Source organism: Stappia sp. MMSF_3263 (assembly GCF_030733745.1).
GTDB lineage: Bacteria > Pseudomonadota > Alphaproteobacteria > Rhizobiales > Stappiaceae > Stappia.
In genome coordinates this window covers 75,566-97,891 of record NZ_JASHIK010000002.1, presented here as the reverse complement: position 1 = coordinate 97,891, position 22,326 = coordinate 75,566, and the positions used below count along the sequence as shown (strand labels likewise).

Genomic DNA, 22,326 nt, shown 5'->3' with positions numbered 1-22,326 from the left:
GCCTAGCTCCCCCTGTAGGTGGAATAGCTGAAAGGCGAAAGCAGCAGGGGCACGTGATAATGCGCGGCGGCGTCGGCGATTCCGAACCGTAGCGGAATGACATCAAGGAACGGCGGGTCGGAGAGCGCCGCGCCGGACGCGGCCAGATAGGCGCCTGCCTCGAACCTGAGCTCGTAAATGCCCGTCACGAAGGCATCGCCATCAAGCAGCGGGGCATCGACGCGCCCATCGGAATTGGTGACCGCCCGGGCGATGCAACTGAACTCCTCCCCGCCCGCTCCCCCGGCCTTCCACAACGACAGGGCAAGCCCCGCGGCAGGTTTGCCGAGCGCGGTGTCGAGAACATGCGTGGTCAGTCGTCCCATCGTCCCATTCCGTATTTATTCGGTTTCGCGCACCAAGGGTCGGCCAAGTCTGAACCATGACCGCCCTTTGGGCACGCCTTCAAAGAGTGCAACAGCATTGTGACAGCGACCAGAACAGATTCGCGCGCTCTATGATGCCGTTTTGGCATCAATATGCGAGAGCCGTTCGCGCAATGCGGTCACCGAATGATCGAAGAATGCACGCGCCGCGTGGCTGAGCCCGCGATGCGACGACGTCAACACCGTGAACCGGTCCCGCTGCAGCGGCGGATCGCGCAAGGGCAGGAAGACCAGGGATCCGTCGGCGAGTTCCCGCTCCAGCCCCAGGATGGTCTGGAAGACAACGGCATCGTCGGCAATTGCAAGAGCTTTCATAAGCTTCAGCGAATTGGCCTCGACGAACGCACCGCGCCCGAGCGGTCTGTCGGCAAGCACCATGTCGATGCGCTTGCGCAGGGAGAGGCCGGACGACGGCAAACAGAACGGGTAGGCCAGGCAGTCGGCCAGGCTCGGTCGGCGCGTTGCCGTCAGAGGGTGCCCGGGCCGGACGACCGCGCCGATCGCCAGATCGCGGTGGAAGGCGATGTCGAGGCGTGGATCCTCCGGCGGCTCGAAGGTGAAGCCGACATCGGTTTCGCCGGCAATCACCGCCAGCGCCACCTGTTCGGAGCCTGCAAGCCGCACGGTGATGTGAATGCCCGGGAACTTGCGCCGGAAAGCGGCGATGACGCCAGGCAGCAGGCTTTCCGCCACGCTTTCGACGCTGGTGACATGCACGCCGCCGCGCTGCATGCCGGTCAGGGCGTCGAGATCGCCGGCGGTGGCATCGAAGTCCGACAAGGTGCGGAGCACGTGGGCACGCAGGATCTCGCCGGCCGGAGTCAGGCGGACACCGCGCGCCACCCGGTCGAAGAGCGCGTGCCCGAGCGTTTCCTCAAGCCAGAGGATCTGCCGGTTGACCGCGCTCGAGGCAACGTTGAGCTCTCGCGCCGCTGCGCGAATGGAGCCGGCCGCTGCCACCGCCGCGAAGTAACGAAGCGCCGGACCGTAGAGATGGCGCGCGCGATCCATAGCCTGTTGTCTGCTTTCCGGGCGGCGGCTGTCTGGACTTCCCGACAGGCGCCGCCCCTGTTGATCGGATCAGGGAACGAGAACCGTCGTGCCGGTGGTCTTGCGGCCCTGCAGATCCTGGTGGGCACGCACCGCGTCGGAAAGTGCGTATTCCTGGTTCACCTGGATCTTCACATCGCCCGAGCGAACGACATCGAAAAGGTCTCCGGCGGTCTGCTCGAGATCCGCGCGCGAGGCGATATAGGAAAACAGTGTCGGACGGGTGGCGAACAGCGATCCCTTGGGGCCGAGCAAGGCAAGGTTGAAGTCCGTGATCGGGCCCGACGACTGGCCGAACGAGACCCACAGGCCAAGCGGCCGCAGGCAGTCGAGCGAGCCGGGATAGGTGTCCTTGCCGACGGAATCATAGACGACATCGCAAAGCTTGCCGTCGGTGATCTCGCGCACGCGCTCGACAAAGTTCTCGGTGCGGTAGTTGATCACATGCGTGTAGCCGTTGGCCCGGGCGAGTTCCGCCTTCTCTTCGGACCCGACCGTGCCGATGACGGTGGCGCCGAGCTTTGCCGCCCATTGGCCTGCGATCAGGCCCACACCGCCTGCCGCCGCGTGGAACAACAGTGTCGTGTCGGACGTCACGTTGAACGTCCGGCGCAGGAGATAGCGTGCGGTCATGCCCTTCAGCATCATGCCGGCGGCCGTGTTGTCGTCGACGCCGTCCGGGATCCTGACCAGCCGGTCGGCCGGCACAAGCCGCTCCTCGGCATAGGATCCGAGCGGCCCCACATAGGCGATGCGGTCGCCGGGCGCCACGTGGGTGACACCCTCGCCGACGGACACGATCACGCCGGCACCCTCGTTGCCCGGGATGAATGGCGTACCCGCCGGCGCGGGATAGAGGCCGGAGCGGAAGTAGGTGTCGATGAAGTTGAGGCCAATGGCCGTGTGGCGGATACGCGCCTCGCCCGCGGCCGGCGCACCGACCTCGACCTCCTCCCAGCGCATGACTTCGGGTCCGCCGGTCTCGTGAACCCTGATTGCGTGAACCATTTCGCGTGCTCCCATCGGGACTTGTTGTCGAACTGGACGGGATCATGGGGTTGCCGGACAGTGCCGGCAACCCTTTTTGCGTTACTGGTGTTTCGCCCGACGGCGACGGGACGCCAGGATGTTGATGATCTCGACACCGGCCGAGAAAGCCATGGCGAAGTAGATGTAGCCACGCGGGATGTGGAAGCCGAGCCCGTCGGCGACCAGCGCCACGCCGATCAGCAGCAGGAAGGCAAGCGCCAGCATCTTGGTTGTCGGATGCTTCTGGACGAAGGCCGAAATCGGACCGGAAGCCAGGTACATCGCGATCATCGAGATGATCACCGCCGCGACCATGACCTCGATATGCTCGGCCATGCCGATCGCCGTGACGATGGAATCGACCGAAAACACCATGTCGATGACGATGATCTGGGCAATCACCGCGCCGAAGCTCGCGACTGCCGCCGATCCGCCCGCGTCATGGCCGCCCTCGATACCCTGATGGATTTCGTGCGTTCCCTTGACGATCAGGAACAGGCCGCCGGCAAGCAGGATCAGGTCGCGCCAGGAAATACCTTCTCCAAAAACGGTGAAGACCGGAGCGGTCAGTCCGATCAGCACCGTCAGGATGGACAGGAGCGCGATGCGGAAGATCAGCGCCAGAGCCAGTCCGATCTGGCGCGCGCGCTTGGCCTGCTTCGGATCGAGCCGACTGACCAGGACGGAGATGAAGATGATGTTGTCGATGCCGAGCACGATCTCCATGACCGTCAGGGTCAGGAGGCTGGCCCAGACAGCCGGATCATTCAGCAGTTCGATCATGCCGTTCCCTCGTCTTGCAAGGGGCGGCATCGGGGGGAAGGGGCGCCGCCCTCACCTCCTCATGGCAAATGCCCGACCGGAAGCCAAGAGCGAATTCGCTGTCAGCGCAGCGCTTCGAGGCCCTGCTGCACCGCCGACACGCAAAGCAGATAGACGCTTGAGACGGCCAGCATCCACTTGACCAGGCCTTCCGCCGACATCCCGTTGGCGATGGCAAAGCCCGCCGCGATGAACCAGACAAGCGTCATTGCCAGGGTCAGGATGCGCCACTTCACGACGCGGACCGGATGGACGAACCGGATCGGGGCGAAGGTCAGCGCGCAAAGGGCGACCACGAAGATCACCGTGAAAACCTGGGACGAGGACAGAACCATCAGGCCGAAGACGACCATGTTCCACCCGGCCGGGAAACCCTTGAAGGACCCGTCCGGCTGTTTCATGCCGTTGTCGGCGAAGTAAAGCGCGCCGGTAAACACGACGAGGCCGCCACAGATCCAGTTCCAGGGCGTCGACAGCATGCCGCTGGCAGCGAGCGCGAAGGCTGGCAGGAACACGTAGGTGGCGTAATCGATGACGAAGTCGAGAGAGGCGCCCGACCATTGCGGCATGCGCCTGGCGATATCGAAACGACGCGCAAGGGGGCCGTCGACACCGTCGATGACCAGCGCGATGCCGAGCCAGACGAAGAGCATGCTCCAGTCGCCGCGCGATCCTGCCAGCAGCGCGAGCAGCGCAATGGGCGCGCCGAGCGCGGTCAGGACATGAATGAGAAACAGCGGGTGAGCGCTTTTGAGCCGTTCCGCGACGCCTGCGTCGAGATCCGCCGTCTTGCCCTTTGCCACAGGCTTTGCCTCGCGAAATGGTCCGCGCCGTCGATCCGGCGGGACGAGAGAAACATCCCCCAAACTCTTCCTATGCCTTCATGCGCGGCCAACTGCAACACAACTGACATGTATTTGTCGCAATTGATTTCGCGCGAACCGGACCTTCAGAGCCCCAGCGCCGCCTTGCCGGCATCGGAAACAGCCAGCAGAAGCGTTCCCCACAGGAGAAGCAGCACGCCCACGGCGCGCGGCACCCACATGGCGTGAACGGTCTTTTCGATCGCCATCAGCAGTCCCAAAACGGCGATCCACACGACATTCATGATACCGACAGCGAACATCACCGTCATCAACGCCCAGCAGCAGCCAAGGCACAGCAGGCCCTGGATGACGCCAAGGCGGAACACGCTGAAATAGTTCGCCGGCACCCGTTCGACAAAGAAGGGAAGCGGGCGGCGGCAGCGCATCAGACAGGCAAGCTTGGCCGGCGTGAACTGGTAGATCCCCGCCGCGATCAACGTCGTTCCGGCCAGCACGAGACTGGCCGGCGCCATCATCGGCGACACCAGCCGCAAGGCCGTCAGCCCGCCCTGCGCCGCGGTGGCGACCAACGCGTAGCCAATCCAGACGGAGAGATAGCCGAGCGCCAGGGTCGCCACCGGAAGGGTGCGTGCCTCGCGCCCCGCGATCAGGCGCGGCTGCTCGGAATAGGTCGCGAGCATCGGCGCCGCGCTCGGCAGCATCATCGCCAGCGCCATCATCACCCACATGATGAAGACAAGACCGGCATCGGCGGTCGACCATGCGCCGTCGACAGGCATGCCGAAGGTCGTCGCCCCTTCAGGCAGGCAGATGGCGGCCAGGGCCGCGCGTGCCTCCGCCGGGAGGTCGGCAAAGATGTTGAACCGGTTGAACGCCCCCATCCCCGGACCGAGTTCCGACATGTCCATGACCGGAACCATGGCCGCGACCATCGCCGCGAGATAGGCCCAGCCGGCAAGAGCCGCCACGCCGACAGCCAGGAAGACGGCTCCCCTCGGCCGGCGGGCAAGCGCATGCAGACCGGGCATGCGCCCTGTTCCGCCCCGCTCCGCTTCCGCCCGTCCGGCCATGCACGTCGCTCCATTTTCGGTTTCGGCCCTGCGCAAGGCCTCAGTTCAAGACCGCTACAGGTAGCAAGATACGGGATAGCCGTTCATCCGCTTCCTTGCGGATGCGACCAATCGCGCATGTCCGGTGCTTGCAAATCCGTCCCGGACAGTCATCTTCCACACAAGAGAGTATGCAGACCCGCCGAGGGAGCCGGCAATGACAAAGCGCGAATCCGCCAGTTCGAGGAAACCGGAGACGACAGGCACCTCCGACAGGGTGGATGTCGCGATTGTCGGAGCGGGCCCCTCAGGCATGACGATGGCGATCGCGCTTGCCCGCCACGGTTTTTCCGTGGCGCTTGTCGCCCCGGCGCTGCCCGCACAAGACGACAGGACGACGGCGCTCCTCGATTCGTCTGTGGAAATGCTGCGTGCACTCGACCTGTGGGCCGCGATCGAGCCGCACACGGCGCCGCTTCGACACATGCGCCTGATCGATGCCACCGGCCGGCTGCTGCGCGCCCCCGAGGTCGTCTTCGACGCCTCGGAACTGAAGCTCGATGCCTTCGGCCATAACATCCAGAACAGCGAGTTGAACGGCGCCCTCGCCGCGGCCTGCGATCGCGAACCGTCCCTGCTGCGGATAGAGGATCGCCTGGCGCGCCTGGAGACCGGGGGCGACGACGCAACGCTTGTGCTGGAGAGCGGCCGGCAGGTCGGGGCCCGCCTCGTCATCGGTGCGGACGGCCGCATGTCGTCCGTGCGCGCGGCCGCCGGCATCGCGGCAAAGTCCTGGCGCTATCCGCAGTCCGCCTTGGTGCTCAACCTCGAACATGACGTCCCGCACCACAACCACTCGAACGAGTTCCATACGCCGACAGGACCGTTCACGCTGGTGCCGCTGACGGGCCACCGGTCCTCGCTCGTCTGCGTGGAACAGCCGGAGGAGGCCGAACGGCTCTTGGCCATGGACGACGAGGCGTTGTCGCTGGAGTTGGAGCGCAGGGCCGCATCGGTTCTCGGCCGCATGCGGATCGCCGGCAAACGGCAGGTCTATCCGCTTGGCGGCATGACCGCGGAAACAGTCGCGGCGGGCCGCTGCGCGCTCGTCGGGGAGGCCGCCCACGCCTTTCCGCCCATTGGTGCCCAGGGGCTGAACCTGGGACTGCGCGATGTCGCGGCGCTTGCCGAACTGCTGGTCGCCGCGCGGCGCAAGGGCGAGGATATCGGATCGGACGCGGTTCTTGCCCGCTACGAACGGGCGCGGCGCCCCGACATCGCATCACGGACCATGGCCGTCGACCTGCTCAACCGGTCGCTGATGAGCGACCTGCTGCCGGTGCAGGCGTTGCGAAGCGTGGGGCTCTACGCGGCGAGCCGCGTGCCGCCCCTGCGCCGATTGCTGATGCGCGAGGGGATCGCCCCAATGATGGCGCGCCCGCGCCTGATGCGCGGGCTTTCGCTGGGCTGAGAAAACCTCACAACGGCGCGCTGGCGCTCCCGGGACCACGAAAGGCCGGAGCGATCGGCATCACGGTTGCCGGCAGGCGATGCCCGCCGGTTTCCACGATGTGGTCGAAAAGCCCCCGCTCCATGAAATGCGGATCGCGCAGGGCCTCCTCCAGCGTTGCCAGCGGCGTGGCGCAGCAATCCGCCGCCGCAAGCACCTTCGACCAATGGCCTGTGTCATACGCGGCGAAACGCGCGGCAAGCGCGGCGACGGTCGCCGCGGGATCGCGCGTGTCGTCGCGAAACTCGGGCCCCAGATCCACGGCCTCGCACAGTGCCGACCAGAACTTCTCCTCCAGCGCTCCGACCGCGATCAGTCCGCCGTCGGAGGCCGGATAGATCCGGTAACGCGGCGAGCCGCCGGTGAGAAGATCCTCGCCATTGCCCGGAAGAACGCCGGTCGCGGCAAGTTTTGCATGTGCGAACAGGGCGAAGGTGAACATCGCGTCGCACATGGCGATATCGATGACAGCCCCCTTCCCCGTTCGTTCACGGGCAAACAACGCCAGCAGGATGTTGATGACCGCCGGAAAGCTGCCGCCGCCGATATCGGCCAGCTGCGCGGGTGGCAGGACCGGCGCCTCGGCCGTGCCGCAGGACAGGGCAAGCAGGCCTGTCAGGGCCATGTAGTTGAGATCATGCCCGGCTTCGCCGGAACGCGGCCCGCGCTGTCCGAAACCGGTGATCGAGCAATGAACAAGGCGCGGATTGCGCGCCATCAGCACATCGGAACCGAGCCCGACGCGTTGCATCACGCCGGGCCGGAACTGCTCGATGACGACATCGGCCCGGTCCACGAGCGCCAGGACCTTGTCGCGGTCGGCCGGTTTTTTCAGATCGGCCTCGACACAGGTCTTGCCGCGGTTGAGCATCGCGTAGAGCGCGCTTGCCGGACCGACGCGCGGCGGGAAGAAGCGCATGTCCTCCCCGCCCGGTCGCTCGATCTTGATCACGGTTGCGCCCGCCTCGGCGAGCATCAGGCTTGCCAGGGGACCGGGCAGCAGCGTGCTGAAGTCGACAATGGTGATACCGGAAAGCGGTTGTTCGCTCATGCAGCCCTTCCTCCGCCACCGCTGCTTAGCGCAGCGGCAGGAGCCCCTCGGTGATCAGGTAGATGAAGACGGAGACGGTAATGGTCGAAGCAATGGTCCCGAGCAGGATCGCGCTGGATGCCCGCTGGATATAGACCTGATACTGCTGGGCGATCACGAAGACATTCGCTGCTGGCGGCAGGCAGGCCATGAGAACGGCGGTTGCCACCCAGGCCGGATCGAACCCGCCGACCCAGTTGAGCAGGACAAGCACGATCAACGGATGGGCGACAAGTTTCACGGCCAGGATCACGGGCAGTTCGAGCGGCGTGCGTCCCAGCGGCTGCAAGGCCACGGTGACCCCCATGGCGAACAACGCGCAGGGCGCGGCCGCGTTGCTCAGGAAGGTCAGCAGCGTTTCGAGCGGTTGCGGAGGCTGGAACCCGACGGCTGCGGCAAGCACACCGGCGATGGTCGCCAGAATGAACGGATGGGTGAAAATCCGCTTCAGGACCGTAACGGCCGTGGTCAGCGGGGACTCGTTGTCGGTGCCACCGATCGCCATCATCAGCGGTGCCAGCGTGAACAGCAGGATATTGTCGAAACAGAACACCAGCGCGGTCGGCACGGCCGCCGCCGGGCCAAGCACCGCCAGTGTCAGGCCCGGCCCCATATAGCCGATATTGGAATAGGATCCGGCAAGCGCCTGGATGGTCGCCTCGGGAATGTTCCCGCGCGAGGCCAGCACGCCGACGCAGAAGGCGATGGCGAAGGCACAATAGGTTGCGAAGGTCGTCGCCGCGACGTAGCCGATATTGGTCAGTTCCTCGATCGGTGTCTTGGCCAGCAGCCGGAAGAACAACGCAGGCAAGGCGATGTAGATGATGAAAAACTGCATCCAGGCCAGACCCGATGCAGGGATCTTCTTCAGCTTTCCGGCCGCGACCCCGAGAAAGATCAGGCCGAAGAACGGAAGCGCCAGTGAAATCACATTTTCCATCGGGGTCTCCGGCGGACGTGAGGAGCGTCCGCATGCGGCCGGCATGTTGCCAAGCCCGGGCCGCTTGGTTAATCACCGCAGGCCTAACGGGTTCGCAAAGACCGGTCAACGGCAGCGAAGGGAACTTTGGAATGACGGCGCGCAGCGGCAGCTTTCAATGAGACGGCAACCTCGATCCCGGTCTCGCACATGACCACGAACTCCGAACTGCGTGGACTTCGGTACCGTGCCGAATGGGCCGCACTTGCGTTCATCCTCTGGTTGCTGCGCCTGCTCCCGCCTGACACAGCGTCGCGGCTGATGGGAAAGGCCTGGCGCTTCGTCGCACCGTTCAACAGCCGCCACCGGCGCGCGCTTGCCAATCTCTCCCGCGCGATGCCCGAGCTTTCTCCCGCCGAGAAGCAGCGGATCGTAGGTGACATGTGGGAAAACCTTGGACGCATCGCTGCCGAGACCCTGCAACTGGACCGGATTTCCGCTGATGCGACGCGGTTCGACTACGATATCGACGCCGTGCGCGACGCGGTCGGTGACGGCGGTGCTGTCGTCGTGTCCCTGCATGCCGGCAACTGGGAAGTGACAGCGCTGGGCGGTCTCGCTGCCGGTTGGCAACCCGCGGGCGTATACCAGTCGCTCAAGAACCCGCTGACCGACCGGATCCTCTACGACCTGCGCGCGAGGCTCTACCCCGCAGGACTGCTCCCCAAGAACCATGAAACGGCGCGCAGGCTGCTCACGCTCGCACGCTCCGGCGGCCGGACCGCGATGCTGGCGGATCTCCGGGATCGTCGCGGCGGCGTGATACCGTTTTTCGGCCATGACGCCTATGCAACGCTGTATCCTGCGACCATAGCGCGTGCGGCGGGCGTTCCACTCGTTGCGAGTCGCGTGATCCGTCTGCCCGGCAACCGCTTCCGGATCGAGGCGCGCATCGTCGAAATGCCGGACACGGGAAATCGCAAGGCCGACGCGTTGGAGGCCACCCGGCGCTACCACCTGCTGTTCGAGCAATGGATCCGGGAATACCCGTCCCAGTGGATGTGGATCATGCGCAAGTGGGTTTGACCGGCGCGCGAGCGGACAACACGGCCTCACCCCAGACATATGTCCGGCTTGAACGCGGCGGCGCGAACGTATTTATATGCACTGCAGCATAAACGTTCGGGAGGAACAGAACGTGAAGACACCACGCGCATTCTACCAGCCATTGGCCATCGGAGCTCCCGCCCCCTGGCGCGAGCTGCCAGTCCGGCTGGAACGCATGATTCATTTCGTGCCGCCGCATGTGGAGAAGATGCGCGCCAAGGTGCCCGATCTGATTTCCGGCGTGGATGTGGTGCTCGGCAATCTCGAGGATGCCATTCCGGCCGACCAGAAAGTCGCCGCACGGCGCGGATTCATCCAGATGGCCCGCGACAACGACTTCGGCGCCACCGGCCTTTGGACACGCATCAACTGCCTCAACAGCCCCTGGGTTCTCGACGATCTCAACGAGATCGTCGGCGCGGTCGGCGACAAGCTCGATGTCGTGATGCTCCCCAAGGTCGAGGGTCCCTGGGACATCCATTTCATCGACCAGCTTCTGGCGCAGCTCGAGGCGCGCGCCGGTGTCACCCGGCCGATCATGGTCCACGCCATCCTGGAAACGGCGGAAGGCGTGAAGAATGTCGAGGCGATCGCCACTGCCAGCCCGCGCATGCACGGGATGAGCCTTGGCCCCGCCGACCTCGCTGCCTCGCGTGGCATGAAAACCACCCGCGTTGGCGGTGGTCACCCGGACTATACCGTGCTCGCCGACGGTGACGGCACGAGCGCACCACGTGGGGCATTCCAGCAGGACCTGTGGCATTACACCGTCGCGAAGATGGTCGATGCCTGCATGTCGGCGGGCATCAAGGCATTCTACGGCCCCTTTGGCGACTTTTCCGATCCGCAAGCCTGCGAGGCACAGTTCCGCAACGCGTTCCTGATGGGCTGTGTCGGGGCCTGGTCCCTGCATCCGAACCAGATCGACATCGCCAAGCGCGTCTTTAGCCCGGAGCCGGGCGAGGTCGCCTTCGCCCTGCGCATCCTGGAGGCGATGCCGGACGGAACCGGCGCCGTGATGATCGACGGCAAGATGCAGGACGACGCCACCTGGAAACAGGCGAAAGTGATTGTGGATCTTGCCCGCATCGTCGCGGCAAAGGATCCGGCTCTCGCCTCCGTTTACGGATTGTAGCTCCGTGTGGAGGGCTGGTCACGGCGGCCGTCGCGGCTTGTAAACTGAACGTTGAGGGCGTATGCGCTAGTCTTGAATCAAGGGGAATTGTTCCCCAGACCTGCTCAACTTGGCTGAACTGACGAAATGCGCACCGCGAAATTCATGATCGGACAGGTCGTTCGCCACCGGGTGTATCCCTTCCGGGGGATCATCTTCGATGTCGATCCGACCTTTTCGAACACCGAGGAATGGTGGGAAGCGATCCCGGACGATGTGCGCCCGGACCGCGACCAGCCATTCTACCATCTGCTCGCCGAGAATTCCGAGACAGAGTACGTCGCCTATGTGTCGGAGCAGAACCTTGTTCCCGACGACACGGGAGAACCGGTCCGTCATCCGCAGGTCGACGAAATCTTCGAGCAGCAGGACGACGGCTCCTACCTGCCCCGTGACGTGGACCTGCACTAAGGGAACTCTTGCCCGCTCAGTCCCTGAAAACCAGAACGCCGCGACCCCAAGGGCCGCGGCGTTCTAAGTTTCGATGTCGTCGAAGTGCCCCGGTCAGTTCGAGCCGGAAACTTCCTTCTGCTTCTCGATCAGCTTCTGGCGGGCTTCCTCGGCGCGCTTCTGCAGTTCGGACTGAAGCTGCTGCTGCTTCTGCTGCAGTGCGGCCGCATCAATCGGATCTCCGTCATAGACCTTGGTGAAGCCGGAGAGGGTCAGCTGGAAAGGCACCTGCTTCGCCTGCTGGTTCAGCGTGGTGAGAACCAGGTTCCCGCCCTTCTTCAGCGACGCGATGAACTCCTCGTCGATCACCAGTTCGGAATAGCAGGCATTGGGGAAGCAGATGCCGTACTTGGCTTCGCTCTGCTTGCCGCTGTCGACCTGGACGCGCAGGCCCGGCTGGATCAACATGCCGGGAGGCACGGCGAGAAGCAGCGTCTTGCGCGCCTCGCCAGCGATCTCGCGCACGGCGACGGAGGCAAGGAACTGGCCGGTGTCGGTACGCAGTTCCTGCGTGACGACACAGATTTCCTTGTTGGACTGCGGGTCCGTGTTGCAGATTTTCACCCAGGGCGTGTCTGCCGGCGGTTCAACCGTCTGCGCGCCGGCGCCGCCAATGGTGGCGATCACCGCAGCCACGGCAACGGTCATGCCCGTCAGGTGGTTCTTGAATCTCTCAGCCATGCAATGCGTCCCTAAGTCCATGGTTTCGTCGCAACGGGCAGATATAAGCGCACCGCCGCCGCGAACCGGAGAAAAATGTGTCGCCCACTCGCCCAATCCTCTGCGCAACGAATGCGGCAAGACCTTGGCTCTTGCGGTCACGGGCGCATCTTTACAGCCAAGTTGCACGAATATCCAGATTATCGGCGTGGCACAGGGCGTCTGAGGTGGTTTGCGCCCCACGAGAAAATCGGATGTTGCGCGAAAGCCGCACCTGGCCGGGCAGGTCCGTATCACCGGCTCGAAGAGGCCGCGTTGAGACGTCGTTAACCATAACAAAGTGATTGCAGGTTAGAGATGAACGCATGAAGCACACGTTTAAAATCCTGATTCTCTCGGCCATGCTTGCGTTGACGGCTGCAGTTCCGCTTGCGGCACAGGCGGCCGACGAGGCGCCGTGGCGCCATGGCATCGCCATGCATGGTGAGCCCGCCCTTGCCCCGGATTTCGCCCACCTCCCCTATGCCAACCCCGAGGCCCCGCGCGGCGGCACGGTCACGCATGGCGTTCAGGGCTCCTTCGACAGCCTCAATCAGTTCATCGTCCAGGGCGGAACGACGACCGCGCGCGGCATCCGCGACACCGATTTCGGCGCGCTGGTCATCGAAAGCCTGCTCGAGCGCAACATGGACGAGCCTTTCGCGCTCTACGGGCTGCTCGCCGAATCGGTGCGACTTCCGCAGGAGCGTGACTGGATCGAGTTCCGGCTGAACGAAAAGGCCCGCTTTTCCGACGGCACGCCGGTGACGGTCGAGGACGTGATCTTCTCCTTCGAGATCCTGCGCGACAAGGGCCGCCCGCATTTCCGGGCCCGCTACGCGCGCATCACCGCCATGGAGAAGACAGGCGAACGCAGCGTCCGCTTCACCTTCGAGGACGGGTCCGATCGCGAATTGCCGCTGCTTGTGGGGATGTCGCCGATCTTCGCGAAACACACGATCGATCCCCAAACCTTCGACAAGAGCACGCTGACACCGCCGGTCGGTTCCGGTCCCTATGTGATCGACGCGGTAGATCCGGGCAATCGCATCACCTATCGCCGCAATCCGGACTACTGGGCGGACGACCTGCCGATCCGTCGCGGCCTCTACAATTTCGACGAGGTGCGGATCGAGTATTTCCGCGATGAGAACGCGCTGCTCGAAGCGTTCAAGAAGGGCCTGGTACAGGTGCTGCCCGTCGCCGACCCGGCACGCTGGACCACATCGATCGACTTCCCCGCGGTCGCCAAGGGCGAGGTGCTGAAGGAGAGCTTCCGCCTCGGCACGCCGGCCGGCATGTTCGGTTTCGTCTTCAACACCCGCCGGCCGGTCTTCTCCGATCCGCAGGTGCGCCGCGCACTTGCCATGCTGTTCGATTTCGAGTGGGTCAACCGCACGCTCTATCACGGCCTCTACGCGCGCACCGGCGGCTACTTCGACAATTCGCCCCTGTCCTCGGTCGGCCGCCCCGCTGGCGCACTCGAACGCGATCTGCTCGCCCCCTTTGCCGAGGACATCGAGCCGGCCGTGCTGGACGGAACGTGGCGCCCGACCGAAGCGGACGGATCGGGACGCGACCGGGTCGTGCTGCGCGCGGCCGTCAGCGCGCTGGCCAAGGCCGGCTACCGGATCGACGGCGGCGTGATGAAGGGACCGGACGGCGTGCCGCTCGCCTTCGAGATACTGGTCGCCGCCCAGGACCAGGAGCGCCTGGCGCTGGCCTATCAGCGGGCGCTCAAGCTCGTGGGCATCGCCACGACGATCCGCTCCGTCGATAGCGCCCAGTATCAGCGCCGCCGCCAGACCTTCGATTACGACATGGTGTTGAACACCTGGCTCGTGTCGCTGTCGCCCGGCAACGAGCAGCGCTATCGCTGGGGCAGCCAGGCCGCCGGCCAGGAAGGCTCCTTCAACTATGCCGGCGTCGCCAGTCCGGCCGTGGACGCGATGATCGACGCGATGCTGTCCGCCCGCGACGAGGACGGCTTCACCGCCGCCGTGCGCGCCTTCGACCGCGCCCTGATCTCCGGCGCCTATGTGGTGCCGCTCTTCCATCTTCCCGAAAAATGGGTTGCCCGCTGGCAGGACATAGCCCGCCCGCGGGCGCATTCCGTTTTCGGCCCCCGCTTCGAGGCCTGGTGGTCCGCCAGGGACAATTGAGTGTTGTGGATGTAACGCGATGATCCTGACGCCGCTGAAGACTATCGAGATGCACCGCCAGACCGGCCTTTGGGGGCAGGTCACGCTGGATGCCCTGTTCCGCAAGACGGCAGCCGCCCACCCCGACCGTCTGGCTCTCGCCGATGCGGACGAGACCTGTGGCGGACTGCGCGGCGCGCCGCGCCGGCTGACCTATGCCGAGGCCGACCGCGAGATCACCCGGCTCGCCGCCTTCTTTGCTGCCGTCGGCCTCAAGCAAGACAATGTCGTCGGCCTGCAGAGCGCCAACACGGTGGATGCGGTGATCTCCTTGCTGGCGGCCCTGCGCGCCGGCCTTGTCATCGCCCCGCTGCCGCTGCACTGGCGCCAGAAGAACGTCATCGAGGCGCTGACGCGCGCCGGCGCCAAGGCGCTGATCGCAGGGGAAAGCTTCGGCGGACGCTCCATCGGCATCGAGGCACGCGACACGGCCGCTGAACTTTTCGCGCTGCGCTTCGTCTTCGGTCTTGGGCACGAGGTCGAGGACGGGTTGATGGAGCTCGAGAAGATCCTCGCCGACCTGCCCGACGACATGGAGCCGGCACCGATCCGGCGCGACCCGAATGCCGCCGATCACGTGGCGACGCTGACCTGGACCCGCTCGACCAGCGGCGAGCCGCTGCCCATCGCCCGCAGCCACAACCAGTGGATCGCCGCCGGCCTGATGCCGTACCTGGAACTGTCGTTGCCGCAAGCGCCGGTCTTCGTCCAGCCCTACGCCCTGACGGGCATGGCCGGCCTTGGTGCCGGTCTCGTCCCCTGGCTGCTTTCCGGCGGTACGTTGCATCTGCACCATCCGGCCTCGCTGCGCCGGCTCGCCGCCCATGCCGATGCGGTCGGGGCCGACATGGTGCTGTGCCCGGGCTCGCTCGCCCCGGCGCTGGAACGGCGCATCGACACGGCCGAATGCCGCATCGTGCCCGTCTGGCATGCGCATTCGCCCGCGGCCGCGCCCCACCAGACCAACCGCGACATGGTCGACCTTCATGTCGCCGACGAATTCGCCATGGTGGCAAGACGGCGCGAGGGAAGCGCCCTGCCCCGCCCCTTCTCCGCCGGACGCATCGGCTCCCCCTCCACCGCGCCGAAGGGACCGGCGCTGCTGGAAATCGCCATCGACACCGAATCCGTGCCCAACACGCTGAAGGTACGCGGCGCGATGGTCCCAGACGCCGCCTGGCCGGCCTGCAAGGTGCGCGTGCCGACCGACAAGGCCGGTTTCGTCGACACGCTGCTGCCGCTCCGCCAGAACGAGAGCGGCATCACCGCATTTGGCATTCCCGGCCAGAGCGCGCCCGGCGTTGGCTCCCTGCCCTCGCTCGATGCGCTCTATGCCGCCTATCCCGGCATCCTGGAAGCGGCCGCCTTCGTCGCCGAGGACGATCTCCTCGGCGCCCGTCTTTATGCGGCGCTGGTGCCGCAAAAGGGCCTGCTCTTCGATGTCGAGGGTTTCTTCGCCTATCTGGAGGCGGAACATGCCGGCCTTGCCGAAATTCCGCACCGGGTGATGCCCGTCGCCCGCCTGCCGCGCAGCGAGACCGGCAAGGTCGACCGCGCGGCACTCGCCGCGCGCGCCGGCACGAGCCGGGCACAAGTGGCGTGAGCGATACGGCGACGGATACCGAAGCCGGGCCTCGCATTCTCCTCGGCCATGCCGGACATCGCGGCGCCGAGGCGCGGGCGCAGACCCTCGTCGCGGCAATGCCGGGCGCCTTTGTCCTCCCGGCCGGCAGCGATGGTGCCGCGCCGCTGCCAGACGCAATTCTTTGGATCGGCGCCCCCGGGCCCGATGAGGACAGGTTGTCGCCTGTCATCGCGAGCCTGCGGGACCGGGCGCGCGCCGCAGGCATCGCCCTGCCCCTTGTCATCGCCGGCGACCGGCTGCCGGCCGGAGCACACCCGCGCGGCGTCGAGGCCATCGTGCCGCAGGCCTGTCCCCCTGCGATCCTGCAGGAGCGCATCGCGGAGGCCGTGCGCCAGTCGCTGCGCATGGAGGAGGCCCGGCTGCGCCGCGCCGTCTTCGGCCGCGATCCCTTTGCCCCGGATGCAATGCCGCGCCTGCCGGAAGACGATGCGGAGCGGCACAACCGCATTCCGGTTCTTGTCGCCGGCAATGGCAGCCGCGTCGCCGCAGCGCTCGCCGGCGGCCTGTCCGCCATCGAGCTTGTCGGCTGCCTGACCCCGGACGCGGCCCTTGCCCGGCTTGGCGAACACCCGTTCCGCATGCTGGTGGCGGACCTTCCCGAGGCGCGCGCGCTGGAGCTTGTCGCCGCCCTGCGCCGTGACCCGCGCCACATCGCCCTGCCGGTGATGGCGCTTGCAAACGGGCAACCCGCCACCGCCGCCCTGCTGGAGGCCGGCGCCAGTGATGTTGTTGCCCCGACAGCGTCCGATGACGACCTTGGCGCCCGCTGCCGCCTGCTGCTGCGCATCGGCGCGCGCCGGCACCTGGCCGGTACCTGCCTGTCGCGCTACCGGGGAAGCGGGCCGCGGGCCCGCGCCGCCCTGCCGCGCGAGGCGTTCGAGCGCTATCTGACTGCGCTGCGGCGATGTCTTGCCCTGCGCGGTGACGAACCGCACCTGCTGCGGCTCGAGGAGATCGATACGGCAAGGCCGCCGATCGTCGCCGCCAATGACGATCCTTTTGCCGCCGCGATCGGAAATCCTGTGCGTTCCGCTGCGCTCGCCGCATCGCGCGACGAGGATTTTGTTGCTAGGGTGGCCGAAATCGGCGACGTCGCGCTGGTCCGCAACCGGCAGGCGCTCGAGCGCATCGAGCGCCGCATTGCGGCCATCGTCGCCAGCACAAGTTTCGCCTGACGCCTCCCCGGACACGGCTTCGAGGGGCAGGCAGGCCAGCCGCAAAGGACGCCCTCATGGATGCCGAAACCAGCGATGCCGAAACCGGCCCGCAGCCGATGCAGATCGACGTCATTTCCGACGTGATGTGCCCGTGGTGCTATATCGGCAAGCGCAGGCTGGAAAAGGCGCTGGCGAGCGTCCCCGACATTCCCGTCGTGCTGCGCTGGCTCCCCTATCAGCTCGACGAGACACTGCCGCGCGAAGGCAAGGATCGCCAGGCCTACCTGAACGAGAAATTCGGCGGTGCTGAGCGGGCCGAAGCCGTCTACGCGCCGATTGTCGCCGCCGGCGCGCAGGAAGGCATTCCCTTCGCCTTCGAGCGGATCAAGAAGTCGCCCAACACGCTCGACTGCCACCGGTTGATCCTGTGGTCGCGCGCCGACGGGGTGCAGAGCGAGATGGCCGAGCGGCTGTTCCAGCTCTACTTCGTCGAGGGCGCGGACCTGACCGACCCGCAGGTTCTGGTGGGAGCCGCCGCCGATGTCGGCATGATGTCGGACCTCGTCGCCGAATTGCTGCCGACGGATTCCGACTTCGAGAAGATCCGCAAGGACCTCGACAAGGCCCATGCCATCGGCGTCACGGGCGTCCCCTGCTTCATCATCGACGAGCGCTTCATGGTGATGGGCGCGGAAAAGCCGGAAACCATCGCTGCCGCGATCAAGCACGCCTATGAGACGAAGGCGGGGTGAGCGCCTGACGCCTCGTCGTCCTCGCGCCCCGCGCAATGCCTAGGGGCGCAGGTTCGGGTTGAGGGCTTTCGTGTTATTGTTTCGATGGCGAGGCGATAACCTGAGGGCGATCACGATGGTATTCGCGTCAAGTCAACGTTTTTCCCGGGCGCTGCAGCTTTCCTGCCTTGCGCTGGGTTTGTCGCTGGCAGCCGGGCAGCCCGTTTCGGCCGAACCGCAGCGCATCGCGTTCTCCCAAAAGAACTTTTCCGACCTCCGGGGCATATTGAACGTGTTCGACATGTTTCGCACCGCTTGCCTCGCCCAGCCCGTGACGCAGGGCCTTGACGAACGGCTTCTTCCCGAGGGCTACCAAGTCGTCTCGTCGGGGCTACATGCCCTTGGCTTTGAAACCGGTGCAGTTTCCCGAACGATGGTCCTGTCGAGGACCGGGGACGAGGAGAAGGATTTCGCCGGCGGACATCCCTATGTGGAGCTCGGACTACCCAGCGATACCGCGCCGAACGGCACGTGCCGCATCGCCTGGAAGCGTGCCTGGGACTATGCCGAGGGCGTCGGGAAGATCATGACCGGCACGGCCGTCATCTTCGATCCCTGGCTTTCCTTCCAGCTCAAGGCTGTGCGCGTGTCCCGACCCGAGGACGGGTTCGCAGTGGCGGAGCGTTACGATCTCCTCAGCGAATGGGCCGCGCCCTGCTTCGGCGGCACCTGGTGCCGCCTCGAGACGCTCCTGATCCTGCACCCCGAGGAAGGTATCCATCTGACGATCAAACGCGGCGACCCGCCGTCAGCCTCGGGCAGGAAGAATTAGGCCGCGCCTTACTTAATAACCGCCGCCACGGACAAACCGACACCCTCACCGTCGCGATCAAGCACACAGCTCCAATCCGCCTGTAACCGGCTGTCGTCTTACCTGAACAAAAGCCGCCGGATCGCTCCGGCGGCTTCGTGTTTCAGTCGGCCAGTGACAGGTGATGCAGGGCGTGCGCCCTACACTCAGACCCTCACCCCCGCAACACACTCCGCCCGGCGTAGCGGGCCTGAGTGCCGAGCTCTTCCTCGATGCGGATGAGCTGGTTGTATTTGGCCAGCCTGTCGGAGCGCGACAGCGAGCCGGTCTTGATCTGCCCGCAATTGGTGGCAACGGCGAGATCGGCGATGGTCGCGTCTTCCGTCTCGCCCGAGCGGTGCGACATCACGGCGGTGTAGGCGGCCTTGTGCGCCGTGCCGACCGCGTCCAGCGTCTCGGTCAGCGTGCCGATCTGGTTGACCTTGACCAGGATCGAGTTGGCGACGCCCTTGGCAATGCCCTCGCGCAGGCGCGTGGAATTGGTGACGAAGAGATCGTCGCCGACCAGCTGGCACTTGGAACCGACCATGTCGGTCAGCGCCTTCCAGCCGGCCCAGTCGTCCTCGGCCATGCCGTCCTCGATCGAGATGATCGGGTAGCGGGCGACGAAATCGGCCAGATACGCGGCCATCTCCTCGGGAGCGAGCACCTTGCCCTCGCCGTCGAGATGGTACTTGCCGTCCTTGAAGAACTCCGTCGAGGCGGCGTCGAGGGCGAGGCAGATGTCCTCGCCCGGACGGTAGCCGGCCTTCTCGATCGCCTTCATGACGAAGCCGATGGCCTCGTCGGTGGAACCGATATTGGGGGCAAAGCCGCCCTCGTCGCCCACATTGGTGTTGTGGCCGGCGTCCTTCAGCTCCTTCCTGAGCGTGTGGAACACCTCCGAGCCCATGCGCACGGCATCCTTCAGCGTCTCGGCGCCGACCGGCATGATCATGAATTCCTGCACGTCGATCGGGTTGTCGGCATGGGCGCCGCCATTGATGATGTTCATCATCGGCACGGGCAGCAGGCGCGCGCCGGCACCGCCCACATAGCGATAGAGCGGCAGGCCGGCCGACTGCGCGGCCGCCTTTGCCACGGCCAGCGACACGCCGAGAATGGCGTTGGCGCCAAGGCGCGCCTTGTTGGGCGTGCCGTCGAGCGCGATCATCGCCTCGTCGATCGCGATCTGGTCTTCCGCGTCGAGCCCGCCGAGGGCCTCGTAGAGCTCGCCGTTGACGGCATCGACCGCCTGCTCGACGCCCTTGCCGAGATAGCGGGCACCGCCGTCGCGCAGCTCCACCGCCTCATGCGCGCCGGTGGAAGCGCCGGAGGGAACGGCGGCCCGGCCGAAGGCGCCGTCCTCGAGATAGACGTCGACCTCGACTGTCGGGTTGCCCCGGCTGTCGAGGATCTCGCGTCCGGTAATGTCCACGATGGCGGTCATGCTCGTCTCCCTGTGACGTCTGAAAGGCTGTGATGGCGGGTTCTGGCGGTGCCGCGCAGCCTGCGGGCACGGCTTACGATGAAACTGTGACGATGGAACGTATCGTCCGCGCTTCTAGCCGAGACGGCGCAAAAGGGGAAGCGCGGGCACGCGTTCAGATGCCGCGCGGGCGCGACTTGGCGACCTTGTCGAAGGCCATCAGGTCCTCAAGCAGGTCCTTCAGGTCCTTGAGCGCGATCATGTTGGGCCCGTCGGAGGAAATGGTGTTGTCCGGGTCCGGATGGGTCTCGATGAACAGCCCGGCAACGCCGACGGCAACGGCCGCACGCGCCAGAACCGCCACCATGTGTCGCTCGCCGCCGGAGGAAGCGCCCTGCCCGCCCGGCTGCTGCACCGAGTGGGTGGCGTCGAAGACGACCGGCGCGCCGGTCTGGGCCATCACCGGCAGCGCCCGCATGTCGGTCACCAGCGTGTTGTAGCCGAAGGAGGCGCCGCGCTCGGTCAGCAGCACGTTGGGATTGCCGGTCTCGACGATCTTGGCGAGAACGTTCTTCATGTCCCAGGGGGCAAGGAACTGGCCCTTCTTGACGTTGACGACGCGGCCCGTCTTCGCGGCCGCGACAAGCAGGTCGGTCTGGCGGCACAGGAACGCGGGGATCTGCAAAACGTCGACGACTTCGGCGACCGGCGCGCACTGGTCGGCGGAGTGGATGTCGGTCAGCACCGGCATGCCGTAGGTCTCGCGGATTTCGGCGAAGACCGGCAGCGCCTCGTTGAGGCCGACCCCGCGCGAGGCGGCGATCGAGGTGCGGTTGGCCTTGTCGAACGAGGCCTTGAAGACCACGCCGATACCGAGCCCGTCGGCGATTTCCTTGACGGCGGCGGCGCATTCCAGCACATGCGCCCGGCTCTCCATCTGGCAAGGCCCGGCGATCAGCGCGAACGGCGCCTCCTGGGCAAATGTCACGTTGCCGACCTTCACGCTCTGATTGCAGGTCATCGTCATGGCTGTATCGTGTCTCCTTGCCGCCCCGGCCTTCGAGATTTTCACCGCCCGTCAGTAGTCCGCATGGCGCTTGCGCGCAAGCGCCGCCAGTGCCGGCGACCCCGCCCGAACCGCGTTGTCGAAACGGAAACGCCTTCCCAATTAAGCGGATACTCCAACTTGGTTCCGTCATCCTTTCAGGCTACCTTCCCGCATCCCGGGCCTTCAATGACGGCCAGACAATCCGGAAAGCGCGTTCAATGCAGAAAAAGAAGATCCGCAAGGCTGTCCTTCCCGTCGCCGGCCTTGGCACCCGTTTCCTGCCCGCCACGAAAGCCCTGCCCAAGGAAATGCTGACCATCGTCGACCGGCCGATCATCCAGTACGTGGTCGACGAGGCCCGGGCCGCAGGGATCGAGCATGTCGTCTTCGTCACCGGGCGCAACAAGCATGTCATCGAGGATCATTTCGACATCGCCTACGAGCTGGAGGACACCCTGCGCTCCCGCTCCAAGGGTGGCGCTCTGAAGCTGCTCGAGGCGATTCGGCCGATGCCCGGAACCACCAGCTTCACCCGCCAGCAGGAGCCGCTGGGGCTCGGCCACGCGATCTGGTGCGCCCGCGACATCATCGGCGACGAGCCTTTCGCCATCCTGCTGCCCGACATGCTGATGAAATCCGAGCCGGGCTGCCTGTCGCAGATGGTCGAGGTCTACAACGAGCGCGGCGGCAACGTCATCTCGGTGGAGGAAGTGCCCGACGACCATACTCACAACTACGGCATCGTCGAGGTCGACGGGGATGTCAGCGCAAAGACCTTCTCGATCACCGGCATGGTGGAAAAGCCCGCGCCGGGAACCGCGCCGACCAACCTTTTCATCAACGGCCGCTACATCCTGCAGCCGAAGATCTTCGAACTTCTGGAGAACCAGGAGACGGGGGCCGGCGGCGAGATCCAGCTGACCGACGCGATGCTGGCGTTGATGGGGCTGGAGCCCTTCACCGGCCTGCGCTTCGAGGGCGAGACCTACGATTGCGGTTCGAAGTCCGGCTTCCTGGCCGCCAACATCGCCTACGCGCTGGAGGACGAGGAACTGGCATCGGAACTCCGTCCGCTGCTTAGTGCGATGCTGAACACCTGACACGGACCTCCACG

General features: G+C 65.7%; 21 protein-coding genes. 10 read left to right on the top strand and 11 right to left on the bottom strand.

Annotated elements, in window-relative coordinates; all coding sequences use genetic code 11:
* Positions 1-2: 2 nt before the first annotated feature.
* From uraH to RBB46_RS03260, 6 genes are all read right to left on the bottom strand, one after another.
* Entirely contained in the window at positions 3-365 is a 363-nt protein-coding gene (gene uraH / locus RBB46_RS03285) for a hydroxyisourate hydrolase (protein ID WP_306027449.1), read from the bottom strand.
* Positions 366-494: 129 nt separating this feature from the next.
* A complete protein-coding gene (locus RBB46_RS03280; RefSeq protein WP_306027448.1) occupies positions 495-1,436 on the bottom strand; it encodes a LysR family transcriptional regulator in 942 nt (313 codons plus the stop codon).
* Positions 1,437-1,505: 69 nt separating this feature from the next.
* Positions 1,506-2,483 (bottom strand): quinone oxidoreductase, encoded by a 978-nt coding sequence (locus RBB46_RS03275; protein ID WP_306027447.1) that lies wholly within the window; start codon positions 2,481-2,483, stop codon positions 1,506-1,508.
* A gap of 81 nt (positions 2,484-2,564) precedes the next feature.
* On the bottom strand, positions 2,565-3,287 hold the full coding sequence (locus RBB46_RS03270; protein WP_306027446.1) for a TerC family protein: 723 nt from the start codon (positions 3,285-3,287) through the stop codon (positions 2,565-2,567).
* A gap of 101 nt (positions 3,288-3,388) precedes the next feature.
* Positions 3,389-4,129: a phosphatidylcholine/phosphatidylserine synthase gene (locus RBB46_RS03265; protein WP_306027445.1), complete on the bottom strand. Its 741-nt coding sequence runs from the start codon at positions 4,127-4,129 to the stop codon at positions 3,389-3,391.
* Between the two features lie 146 nt (positions 4,130-4,275).
* Positions 4,276-5,181: a DUF2182 domain-containing protein gene (locus RBB46_RS03260; protein ID WP_306027444.1), complete on the bottom strand. Its 906-nt coding sequence runs from the start codon at positions 5,179-5,181 to the stop codon at positions 4,276-4,278.
* A 238-nt stretch (positions 5,182-5,419) separates the two neighbouring features.
* On the opposite strand from RBB46_RS03260, the gene RBB46_RS03255 reads away from it, so the two are divergent.
* Positions 5,420-6,673 (top strand): UbiH/UbiF family hydroxylase, encoded by a 1,254-nt coding sequence (locus tag RBB46_RS03255; protein ID WP_306027443.1) that lies wholly within the window; start codon positions 5,420-5,422, stop codon positions 6,671-6,673.
* 7 nt (positions 6,674-6,680) lie between these two features.
* On the opposite strand, the gene RBB46_RS03250 is transcribed toward RBB46_RS03255, so the two are convergent.
* The gene (locus RBB46_RS03250) at positions 6,681-7,763 is read right to left on the bottom strand and encodes a CaiB/BaiF CoA-transferase family protein (protein ID WP_306027442.1); all 1,083 of its coding nucleotides are present in this window, start codon (positions 7,761-7,763) and stop codon (positions 6,681-6,683) included.
* A gap of 25 nt (positions 7,764-7,788) precedes the next feature.
* Positions 7,789-8,742 carry an AEC family transporter gene (locus RBB46_RS03245; RefSeq protein WP_306027440.1) on the bottom strand — a complete coding sequence of 318 codons (954 nt, stop codon included), beginning with the start codon at positions 8,740-8,742 and terminating at the stop codon, positions 7,789-7,791.
* A 189-nt stretch (positions 8,743-8,931) separates the two neighbouring features.
* On the opposite strand from RBB46_RS03245, the gene RBB46_RS03240 reads away from it, so the two are divergent.
* From RBB46_RS03240 to hspQ, 3 genes are all read left to right on the top strand, one after another.
* A complete protein-coding gene (locus tag RBB46_RS03240) occupies positions 8,932-9,807 on the top strand; it encodes a lysophospholipid acyltransferase family protein (protein WP_306027439.1) in 876 nt (291 codons plus the stop codon).
* Positions 9,808-9,919: 112 nt separating this feature from the next.
* Positions 9,920-10,963, top strand: coding sequence for a CoA ester lyase (locus RBB46_RS03235; protein WP_306027438.1), 1,044 nt, complete (start codon positions 9,920-9,922; stop codon positions 10,961-10,963).
* Between the two features lie 126 nt (positions 10,964-11,089).
* A complete protein-coding gene (gene hspQ / locus RBB46_RS03230) occupies positions 11,090-11,413 on the top strand; it encodes a heat shock protein HspQ (RefSeq protein ID WP_306027437.1) in 324 nt (107 codons plus the stop codon).
* 93 nt (positions 11,414-11,506) lie between these two features.
* Here hspQ and RBB46_RS03225 read toward each other — a convergent pair whose 3' ends face one another.
* Positions 11,507-12,133: an invasion associated locus B family protein gene (locus RBB46_RS03225; protein ID WP_306027436.1), complete on the bottom strand. Its 627-nt coding sequence runs from the start codon at positions 12,131-12,133 to the stop codon at positions 11,507-11,509.
* A gap of 344 nt (positions 12,134-12,477) precedes the next feature.
* Here RBB46_RS03225 and RBB46_RS03220 point away from each other — a divergent pair, with 344 nt between their 5' ends.
* From RBB46_RS03220 to RBB46_RS03200, 5 genes are read left to right on the top strand one after another with little or no spacing between them, the layout of a single operon-like run.
* The gene (locus RBB46_RS03220) at positions 12,478-14,313 is read left to right on the top strand and encodes an extracellular solute-binding protein (RefSeq protein ID WP_306027434.1); all 1,836 of its coding nucleotides are present in this window, start codon (positions 12,478-12,480) and stop codon (positions 14,311-14,313) included.
* Between the two features lie 19 nt (positions 14,314-14,332).
* Positions 14,333-15,955: a class I adenylate-forming enzyme family protein gene (locus RBB46_RS03215; protein WP_306027433.1), complete on the top strand. Its 1,623-nt coding sequence runs from the start codon at positions 14,333-14,335 to the stop codon at positions 15,953-15,955.
* Positions 15,952-17,172, top strand: a complete 1,221-nt coding sequence (locus RBB46_RS03210; protein WP_306027432.1) for a hypothetical protein — start codon at positions 15,952-15,954, stop codon at positions 17,170-17,172. Before RBB46_RS03215 ends, RBB46_RS03210 begins: the two co-directional genes overlap by 4 nt.
* A gap of 56 nt (positions 17,173-17,228) precedes the next feature.
* A complete protein-coding gene (locus RBB46_RS03205) occupies positions 17,229-17,906 on the top strand; it encodes a DsbA family oxidoreductase (RefSeq protein ID WP_306027430.1) in 678 nt (225 codons plus the stop codon).
* Positions 17,907-17,964: 58 nt separating this feature from the next.
* Positions 17,965-18,717, top strand: coding sequence for a hypothetical protein (locus RBB46_RS03200; protein ID WP_306027429.1), 753 nt, complete (start codon positions 17,965-17,967; stop codon positions 18,715-18,717).
* Positions 18,718-18,910: 193 nt separating this feature from the next.
* Here RBB46_RS03200 and eno read toward each other — a convergent pair whose 3' ends face one another.
* Both eno and kdsA read right to left on the bottom strand, forming a co-directional pair.
* A complete protein-coding gene (gene eno, locus RBB46_RS03195) occupies positions 18,911-20,185 on the bottom strand; it encodes a phosphopyruvate hydratase (protein ID WP_306027428.1) in 1,275 nt (424 codons plus the stop codon).
* A gap of 154 nt (positions 20,186-20,339) precedes the next feature.
* Complete coding sequence (kdsA, locus tag RBB46_RS03190) at positions 20,340-21,191, bottom strand: 3-deoxy-8-phosphooctulonate synthase (RefSeq protein WP_306027427.1); 852 nt, start codon at positions 21,189-21,191, stop codon at positions 20,340-20,342.
* Between the two features lie 239 nt (positions 21,192-21,430).
* On the opposite strand from kdsA, the gene galU reads away from it, so the two are divergent.
* Positions 21,431-22,312, top strand: a complete 882-nt coding sequence (gene galU, locus RBB46_RS03185; protein WP_306027426.1) for a UTP--glucose-1-phosphate uridylyltransferase GalU — start codon at positions 21,431-21,433, stop codon at positions 22,310-22,312.
* The last annotated feature ends 14 nt before the right edge of the window (positions 22,313-22,326 follow it).